The organism is Photobacterium sp. BZF1, assembly GCF_014349205.1.
Taxonomy (GTDB): domain Bacteria; phylum Pseudomonadota; class Gammaproteobacteria; order Enterobacterales; family Vibrionaceae; genus Photobacterium.
The window spans coordinates 1-5,935 of the sequence record NZ_JACSOF010000237.1; the positions used below are offsets into that span (position 1 = coordinate 1).

Genomic DNA, 5,935 nt, shown 5'->3' on the forward strand with positions numbered 1-5,935 from the left:
GCATTAGATACCTATGCGTGCCCTCAGGAGTAGCCATGCAGTTCAAAACCACATCGTACCAATCACTAATTGACGAATATGAGACTAGAAAGTTTACCATTAATGACATAAAGAGTTTTGTACACAAAGTTTTCTCTATGTATGAACGAGCTACAGTTGGTAAGCAGTTACTTGGTGCAGAGGCGTTCTCCTGTTTAGTGGATGAAAACATCCATGTTGACTTTCCTGATTATAAAATCCGCTCACGAAGCGAATTTTTAGAGTGGCACCAGTGGATTCATAACCTTCTTATTTCAGATGATCACCAAATCGAAAAGATAGATGTTTCATATCTAGCTAATGGTAAATATGAGGCCAGATTTAAAGTTAGATGGCGTGCAGAATTTAAAGATCACACATATACCGATCTAAGGCTTGAGCAGTGCTGGATTTTGCGCGAAGAGCAAGAAACAGAGCATCCTGTCATTGAAAGGTATATTGCCGTTATTGATGATCCTATGCCCGGGCAAACAGCGGGTGAGGCTGAAAGTTAACATTTAAAGTAAGTGTTAACTGCCCAAATATGATTTCCATGCCTGAGTATTCACTGTGTAGAAACTAGCATATAATTTGCAACTATTTCAAAATGTTAATGCTCTACAAAGGCATACATAAAACAAGCGAATGCTATCTGGCAAAATCATAAGCAACCCATATAATTCAGCGGCGCAATAGTAATGCACAAAGTGGCATATCGTTGACTGTTTTTTTATAGGGATTATTTATGAGGCATCTTTCTCGTGGTTTTACATTAATCGAGATGATCATTGTGATCGTCGTTCTGGGCATTATTGCTGTCACTGCAGCTCCGCGCTTTTTAAATGTATCGTCAGACTCCCGCATAGCGGCACTTGATGGCTTTGTTGGCGCATTCAGGGCGGCTGATGAAATGGTAAGAGCCAAGGCCATATTGCATGGTATGGAATATACCTTGGAAAGAACGCAGATCCCAGGAACCGACTTGTATGTCATTTTTGGTCATTTGAACCTGAAGAAAGAAGATGTGGAAACGGCGATGGACGTTAGCGGTTATAGCCTGCTTTCTGTCACAGATAACAGCCTATTTGTCTCTCTTAGGGATGACATTAAATCGAGTGAAGACTTAAGTAAGCTTTCCAAGCATGGATGTTACCTGTTCATTAAGTTGCCAAGGCCACATAACAATGAAGATGGGGAAATTACAGGTAACTTGCTAGATCATGAAATCACAAAAATATATGACGGCTGCTGATAATTTAATTCCCAAGCTAGTGATTAGATAGCATGGTGGGATTAACTGTATTTTCATGAGTTAGGGTAAGTGCCTTAACTCATTTTTGCCCCAAAATCGTTTAGATTAAATACTCGTTCATAGCCTATTAATACATTTCATCAGTACTTTAGATCATGCGTATTTTTGTTGTGTTTTTTGACGATGGATGTGTGCTCATTGTTGGTATGGCACTCTATAAGCAACAGAGATATCAATGGCTACCACTGCATAGTTTGTTTATCGCCAGGTTTTATAATTCAACGGCTTTAATAAGAATTTCTAGTGAATAAATTTTGGAATGAAAACAACTACTATTATTTGCAATAATACATATTACTTGCATTTATGCGTTTTAATGAGAGAGGTAAATTAGTGCAGCCCGTCAAACCTGTTCGATTGATTCTAGGAGAGCCTTGTAGGGCAATCGACAGCCCTATCGGCCAAGATGAAACTTACAATGAACCTCATCGACACGAGTATTGGGAGATCGTTTGGTGCCAGGATGATTACGGTAAACAAAGTATTGATTTTGTGGAATACCCTAATAAAGCTGGGCGATTTTTTACTATTACACCCGGGCAGGTACATCAGTCTGATATGACAAGTAATAACGTTCGCTTATTGGTGTTCGCCCACGGTTTTGTCGAAACTAATAAACGTAGTACACAGCTAGTGGATAGTGTCTTTTCTATCCGAGGTAACCGCTTACCTTATCTCGATTGTGATCAGCAAAGCAACGAGTATTTATTGCCAATATTTACTCTTATTCAGGAAGAGTGCGTACGGGAAGATTGCGATTGGGCCTTGGTGGAATCACTGATTAACTGTTTCCTTCGTTATTTGCTTCGCTACTCAACCAGTAATGTCGAAAAAGGAGAGGAAAGAGACCCACGTGTTGGGCAAGTTATCGAACTCATCGATCAGCACTATAAAACTGAAAAAAGTTGTCAGTTTTATGCCGATGCCTTGGCGATAACCAATAAACGCATCAATGAGATTGTTAAAGCAGAGCTTGGCAAGACGGTAACTCAGTTGATTCACGACAGGGTAATACTGGAGGCAAACCGCGATCTGGCTTTTTCTAACAAAACCATAAAGACGATCGCGCTGGAATTGGGGTTTGCCGACCCAGCTTACTTTAGTCGCTTCTACCGCAGCAATATGAAGGAATCGCCAGCTCAATTTCGACTCCGATGTGTAGATAGTGCAACATTATAAGCAGATAATCCATTTCATCAGGGTGGCGATGTACTGATAATACCCGTCAATTCGTTCACCTTGCTGATTACTCATACAATGAATATCAATCTAAAAACTGATCCAATTTCAAAATCGTTTTATCAGTACCTCTGGCCAGCCTTGACCGGTATGGTGATTAAATCACTGTTTATAATCGGTGATGGCTGGTTTGTCGGCCAAGGCGTAGGCGCAGATGGACTAGGTGCCCTATCACTGGTTATTCCGCCATTTTCAATTTTTACCGCTATCGCTATGATGATAGGTATTGGTGGCGCGGCTAGAATGTCGATTGACTTAGGTAAGGGTAATACCGAATCAGGGCAAGCCTGGCTTAATCAATCGCTGGTTATCGTCACCCTGTTTTCTACCGTGGGTGTGGTATTGGCGCTGGTTTGGCTTGATGAGCTTATTGTACTAATGGGAGCAAGCGGTTATATGGCTGAGTTGGCCTATGACTTTCTCTCAGTATTAATGCCATTCTTCATCATTTACTCAATTGGCTGGGTACTCTCTTGCTTTGTTCGAAATGATAGGAACCCGAAGCTGGCGACCTATGCGATGTCGATTGGCGCAATCACCAATTTAGTACTCGATTATGTTTTTATTATCGAATTAGACATGGGTATGAAAGGCGCAGGTATTGCTACAGCTATCGCACAAGTCGTCATCTTCCTTATCCTGCTCAGTCACTTTGTACGCAAGCAGGGTTCATTAACACTTAGTATTAAAGGGCTCGGTTTTAATAAAGCACAAGACATTATCACTTTAGGTATGCCGACCTTCTTCATTGAAGTAACGTCTGCGTTAACAATTTTGTTATTTAACTATGTCCTTTTAAGCCAGTTTGGCGAGGACCATATTATTGCCTACGGTTTGACAACCAACATTGGTGTCTTCGCCCTATTCGTTATGGTGGGTATAGCCCAAGCTTGCCAGCCAATTATGAGTTTCAACCATGGAGCAAATCAAGTTTCGCGCATTGACCAAACGCTACAACTGGGCTTAAAGGTGGCAATAGCCAGCGGCACCGCATTCCTACTACTCATTTGGTGGACTGCACCGCATATTGCAACTTGGTACTTCGGTGACGCAGAGGAACTGATCGCGCTTTCAGCAAAAGCACTGAGTCTGTTCTTCCTCGGTGTGCCGTTAATGGGTTTGAACATGGTGATCGCCAACCTGTTCCAGGCTATTGCCAGACCCAATCAGGCGACAATTATTTCGCTTGGCCGTGGGTTTGTTTTTGTTGCCCTTGGTGTATTACTGCTGCCTCAGTTATTTACCGAAAATGGCGTCTGGGCAAGTATCCTGTTTGCCGAGGCTGTTACAGCGGTGATTAGCTTAAGTATGCTGTTTACCTATTACCGCAAACGGAGCAAGCAAATGGAGCAGATTGAGGCTGTTGAATTAACGGCATAGAGATAAATCAAATAGGGCCCGGCATTAACTGGGCTTTCAACTGCCCAATAGATACGAATTGAAATTGAATAAGAGAAGAGACTTTGTCATACCTGAGCTAATTCCTTGTTTTAGCTTGCTAATGGTTAGCTTAACCTAAGCGTTATTTGACTTACTTTCTATCATGTCAGTGAAGTGATCATCAAGATGCAAGAGTGCACTAATTTTTAGTTGGATCATAATGCGGGTAGCAGGTCAAACTTACTACCGTATAACGTTGGCTTATCCCCTAAGGTGAAAGTTGGGCTTTGGTTTCTGTTATGTCTAAGCTAACCTCGAGTTTTATTGATATTGTGTGCCTAAATTACCATCTATTGACACCTCACATCACTTACTAATTGAGTTTGAAATGTAATATTACCCTTGTGGGATGGTGAATGTGATTTACACAAAGTAGGAACTTACAAATCTAGCTCAAGCGGAGCAAGAACTGCTAATTGCATACCAATTATCTCACAGCCTGGTAGTAGGTTGCTTCATGGCCAAGTGATAGTCACTGGTTAAGTCATATTTGATAGTTCGTTAATAACTTATTCATGGTAAGAGGGGGAGAAATTATGAAAATTATATTTGTACTAATTACTTTAATGTTCTTCAGCACTACACTACATGCAGGTTCAAGTTCAGGTGGTACTCCAAGTCATCCCTGCATCATTGACGGAAAACTAGTTCACGCGCATTTACTTATTACCGAGTGTAACGAGATAAAGAAAAAATTAGCTGAGAAGACTGCAAGTGACGTTGAGGCGTATTAATGTTGATAGGGCCTATTAGGCCCTCTTTTATATGGGATTTTAAAGCCCCATCAGTTACCTTCCTGATTGCTTATAAAGCTCATATATATTTTAAAATGGAGTTACCTTTATTTACGGTTTGAAATAATAAGTGAGATACCTGTAGGAAAACGTAGAAAACAGGTGCTAACTTATTCTGCTCACTGTAATGCTTGATCACTGTGATTAAATATGTGTGATATATTATACTAGATCAATGACTATTCTATTATTTAATATCTGCTTAATAGCAGAGTAGTGTCTAGACAATTGAAAGGATGTTGATTTGTCAAAAATAAACTTTAATCGTTCTAGGTATCCAAAAAGAATACTTAAAAAGTATCAGGAACTAATGCCGCATATTGATACATTGCAATTATCCAATGATTTTGATGATATTGTCAGTAACATTGATCTAACATTGCAACTTTTATCTCAACTTGTACCATCAGCATCTGAAAAAAGTGTTTTTTATGAAATTGGTAGAGCCCTTTACTTTGAGGACTTACTATATATTTATCAAGAGAGAAAGCTTAGTCTTTTAGAAAATATTCTGCTATGCCTACAGCATTACTCTATCGTTAACCCAAGCTCAATAAATGAGTTGAAAGTTAATGAAAATCGAGCTGTATTTAGACTCTGGAGAAAAAGAAATATCAAGTTAGACCTGAAACCGATTAATGCAGTTATCGTAGGCTATAATATGGCATTGCTTGAAAATCATCTTGGGTCGAGTTATAAGGAAAAAGAAGTTTCTATAATATTTTGGGGAAGTGATTACCTACCGGATACATTACAGGTCAATAAAGCATTGGCTTCATTTGGCAATAGAGAAGAAATAATCATTAACTTTCCTGTCCACTGGTTGGTTAAACCTTTAAATAATATGGATTATATTCCAGAGCCAACCCAGATTGAAATTATTAGATGTTGTTGCCTTGAGAATATTTCAGATTCATTGTGGACTATAGATAAGTTAGCACATAAGACAGGGATTTCAAAGAGGAGTTTACAAAGACTATTAGCCAATAAAAAATCCACATTTAGAACTATGATGCAAGAGCTACGGATAGAAAAAACAAAAGAACTTTTATCTAAAAGTGAAGTTTCTATTTCAGATATATCTGATATTGTTGGCTTTTCTGAGCCTTCTGCATTATCCAGAGCATTTAAA

Annotated in this window: 6 protein-coding genes; all 6 read left to right on the top strand. The window is 39.4% G+C overall.

What is annotated here, in order from left to right:
* Positions 1 to 533, top strand: a 533-nt coding sequence (locus BIZ37_RS30335) for a hypothetical protein (RefSeq protein WP_222939884.1), incomplete at its 5' end; no start/stop codon positions are given.
* Positions 534 to 763: 230 nt separating this feature from the next.
* Positions 764 to 1,270 carry a Tfp pilus assembly protein FimT/FimU gene (locus tag BIZ37_RS30630; protein WP_187464498.1) on the top strand — a complete coding sequence of 169 codons (507 nt, stop codon included), beginning with the start codon at positions 764 to 766 and terminating at the stop codon, positions 1,268 to 1,270.
* A gap of 366 nt (positions 1,271 to 1,636) precedes the next feature.
* Positions 1,637 to 2,509, top strand: coding sequence for a helix-turn-helix domain-containing protein (locus tag BIZ37_RS29065; RefSeq protein ID WP_187464499.1), 873 nt, complete (start codon positions 1,637 to 1,639; stop codon positions 2,507 to 2,509).
* A 78-nt stretch (positions 2,510 to 2,587) separates the two neighbouring features.
* Positions 2,588 to 3,949, top strand: coding sequence for an MATE family efflux transporter (locus tag BIZ37_RS29070; RefSeq protein WP_187464500.1), 1,362 nt, complete (start codon positions 2,588 to 2,590; stop codon positions 3,947 to 3,949).
* Between the two features lie 596 nt (positions 3,950 to 4,545).
* Positions 4,546 to 4,743, top strand: a complete 198-nt coding sequence (locus BIZ37_RS29075) for a hypothetical protein (RefSeq protein ID WP_187464501.1) — start codon at positions 4,546 to 4,548, stop codon at positions 4,741 to 4,743.
* A 304-nt stretch (positions 4,744 to 5,047) separates the two neighbouring features.
* The coding region (locus BIZ37_RS29080) for a helix-turn-helix transcriptional regulator (protein WP_187464502.1) at positions 5,048 to 5,935 on the top strand (888 nt) is incomplete at its 3' end.

Bases quoted from the DNA above. Each gene is read 5' to 3' on its own strand.
- BIZ37_RS29075 (WP_187464501.1), top strand. From the start codon at position 4,546: ATGAAAATTATATTTGTACTAATTACTTTAATGTTCTTCAGCACTACA.
- BIZ37_RS29065 (WP_187464499.1), top strand. From the start codon at position 1,637: ATGCGTTTTAATGAGAGAGGTAAATTAGTGCAGCCCGTCAAACCTGTT.
- BIZ37_RS29070 (WP_187464500.1), top strand. From the start codon at position 2,588: ATGAATATCAATCTAAAAACTGATCCAATTTCAAAATCGTTTTATCAG.
- BIZ37_RS30630 (WP_187464498.1), top strand. From the start codon at position 764: ATGAGGCATCTTTCTCGTGGTTTTACATTAATCGAGATGATCATTGTG.